This window comes from Gemmobacter sp. LW-1, assembly GCF_001303875.1.
GTDB classification, from domain to species: Bacteria; Pseudomonadota; Alphaproteobacteria; order Rhodobacterales; family Rhodobacteraceae; genus Gemmobacter; species Gemmobacter caeni.
Genome location: NZ_LJSC01000054.1, coordinates 1 through 2,500, shown reverse-complemented (window position 1 = coordinate 2,500; position 2,500 = coordinate 1). Strand labels below are relative to the sequence as shown.

Genomic DNA, 2,500 nt, shown 5'->3' with positions numbered 1-2,500 from the left:
CGAGTCTTAAAAGGGCGCATGAGTTCGTTGGATCAGACCCGAAACCAGGTGATCTAGCCATGAGCAGGATGAAGGTACGGTAACACGTACTGGAGGTCCGAACCAACACCCGTTGAAAAGGGTCTGGATGACTTGTGGCTAGGGGTGAAAGGCCAATCAAACCTGGAGATAGCTGGTTCTCCGCGAAAGCTATTTAGGTAGCGCCTCGGACGAATACCTCGGGGGGTAGAGCACTGCATGGGTGATGGGGTCCCACAGACTTACTGAGCCTAAGCAAACTCCGAATACCCGAGAGTACTATCCGGGAGACACACGGCGGGTGCTAACGTCCGTCGTGAAGAGGGAAACAACCCTGACCTGCAGCTAAGGCCCCTAATTCGTGGCTAAGTGGGAAAGCATGTGGGACGTCCAAAACAACCAGGAGGTTGGCTTAGAAGCAGCCATCCTTTAAAGATAGCGTAACAGCTCACTGGTCTAGTCAAGATGTCCTGCGGCGAAGATGTAACGGGGCTCAAGCCACGAGCCGAAGCTCAGGATGCGTAGCAATACGCGTGGTAGCGGAGCGTTCTGTGATATAGCTCAATGCCTCTTGTGTGCCCTTCGGGGTGCCATGGAGGCAAGGAGCTTTCTGTGAAGCCGGGCCGTAAGGCATCCGGTGGAGAGATCAGAAGCGAGAATGTTGACATGAGTAGCGACAAACAGGGTGAGAGACCCTGTCGCCGAAAGTCCAAGGGTTCCTGCTTAAAGCTAATCTGAGCAGGGTAAGCCGGCCCCTAAGGCGAGGCCGAAAGGCGTAGTCGATGGGAACCACGTTAATATTCGTGGGCCAGGAGGATGTGACGGATCGCAGGTGTAGTTCGGTCTTATCGGATTGACCGGGCTGCTGAGCGGTTCCTGGAAATAGCCCTCCATCAGACCGTACCCCAAACCGACACAGGTGGACTGGTAGAGAATACCAAGGCGCTTGAGAGAACCACATCAAAGGAACTCGGCAAAATGCTCCCGTAAGTTCGCGAGAAGGGAGCCCCTCTTGTGCGCAAGCATGGGAGGGGGGCACAAACCAGGGGGTGGCGACTGTTTACTTAAAACACAGGGCTGTGCGAAGCCGTAAGGCGACGTATACAGTCTGACGCCTGCCCGGTGCTGGAAGGTTAAAAGGAGGGGTGCAAGCTCTGAATTGAAGCCCCAGTAAACGGCGGCCGTAACTATAACGGTCCTAAGGTAGCGAAATTCCTTGTCGGGTAAGTTCCGACCTGCACGAATGGCGTAACGATCTCCCCGCTGTCTCTGATGTGGACTCAGCGAAATTGAACTGTGTGTCAAGATGCACACTTCCCGCGGTTAGACGGAAAGACCCCATGAACCTTTACTCCAGCTTTGCACTGGCATCAGGATTGTGATGTGCAGGATAGGTGGTAGGCATCGAAGCAGAGACGCCAGTTTCTGTGGAGCCTCCCTTGAGATACCACCCTTCGCACTCTTGATGTCTAACCGCGGCCCGTCATCCGGGTCCGGGACCATGCATGGTGGGGAGTTTGACTGGGGCGGTCGCCTCCCAAATCGTAACGGAGGCGCGCGAAGGTTGGCTCAGAGCGGTCGGAAATCGCTCGTTGAGTGCAATGGCAGAAGCCAGCCTGACTGCAAGACTGACAAGTCGAGCAGAGACGAAAGTCGGCCATAGTGATCCGGTGGTCCCAAGTGGGAGGGCCATCGCTCAACGGATAAAAGGTACTCTGGGGATAACAGGCTGATGATGCCCAAGAGTCCATATCGACGGCATCGTTTGGCACCTCGATGTCGGCTCATCTCATCCTGGGGCTGGAGCAGGTCCCAAGGGTATGGCTGTTCGCCATTTAAAGAGGTACGTGAGCTGGGTTTAGAACGTCGTGAGACAGTTCGGTCCCTATCTGCCGTGGGTGTAGGAGACTTGAGAAGAGTTGCCCCTAGTACGAGAGGACCGGGGTGAACGTTCCACTGGTGGACCAGTTGTCGTGCCAACGGCAGTGCTGGGTAGCTATGAACGGACAGGATAACCGCTGAAGGCATCTAAGCGGGAAGCCCCCTTCAAAACAAGGTCTCCCTTGAGAGCCGTGGAAGACCACCACGTCGATAGGCCGGAGGTGTAAGTGCAGCAATGCATTCAGCTGACCGGTACTAATTGCTCGATAGGCTTGATTTGATCCAGTAACAGCAAGACTGGTCAAAAGCTCAAAACCTGAACAAGCGCTACTGCGCCTGATGTTCCTCATAAACGGGTCTTTCCTCGGTTTGGTGGTCATAGCGCTGGCTAAACACCCGATCCCATCCCGAACTCGGCCGTTAAGGGCCAACACGCCAATGGTACTGCGTCTCAAGACGTGGGAGAGTAGGTCACCGCCAAACCTAGAAAAGACCCCATCAACGATACAAAAAACACCCGGACGCGGGGTGGAGCAGCCCGGTAGCTCGTCAGGCTCATAACCTGAAGGCCGCAGGTTCAAATCCTGCCCCCGCAACCAAA

General features: G+C 55.2%; 1 tRNA gene and 2 rRNA genes (1 of these 3 cut by a window edge). All 3 read left to right on the top strand.

Features of this window, described 5'->3' with window-relative positions:
• Positions 1–2,179, top strand: a 23S ribosomal RNA gene (locus AO684_RS16265); it begins 654 nt to the left of the window's first position.
• Between the two features lie 88 nt (positions 2,180–2,267).
• Positions 2,268–2,382: ribosomal RNA gene (gene rrf / locus AO684_RS16260) — 5S ribosomal RNA — on the top strand.
• 39 nt (positions 2,383–2,421) lie between these two features.
• A tRNA-Met gene (locus AO684_RS16255) sits at positions 2,422–2,498 on the top strand.
• The last annotated feature ends 2 nt before the right edge of the window (positions 2,499–2,500 follow it).